The following is a 233-nucleotide window of genomic DNA, read 5'->3' on the forward strand; positions in this document are numbered from 1 at the left end:
ATACACACCATCAGAGTGAATTTTTTTCATTGGTGTTGGGTGCTTGTAAAATTTGGGAAGATCCGGCCGACTATGCAGACTATATGGATCACCATGCAAAAGCAAAACCTGAGTGATATCATCTTGAGCGGTCTTTAAGCAAATATGCATGACATCTTTAGTGTATAGATAGGCCATTTCACTTTCTGGACGATGATAGATTCCTGCCAGATTCATTGATTGCAAGCTCCTTT

1 protein-coding gene is annotated in these 233 nt (G+C 39.9%); it reads right to left on the reverse strand.

Annotation, left to right across the window (positions count from 1 at the left end; all coding sequences use genetic code 11):
• Positions 1-216: alpha amylase N-terminal ig-like domain-containing protein (locus LJE08_RS14540; RefSeq protein WP_227403655.1), on the reverse strand; the 216-nt coding region annotated here is incomplete at its 3' end.
• Between the last annotated feature and the right edge of the window lie 17 nt (positions 217-233).

It is taken from the genome of Holdemanella sp. DFI.5.55 (assembly GCF_020593575.1).
Lineage (GTDB): Bacteria > Bacillota_I > Bacilli_A > Erysipelotrichales > Erysipelotrichaceae > Holdemanella > Holdemanella hominis.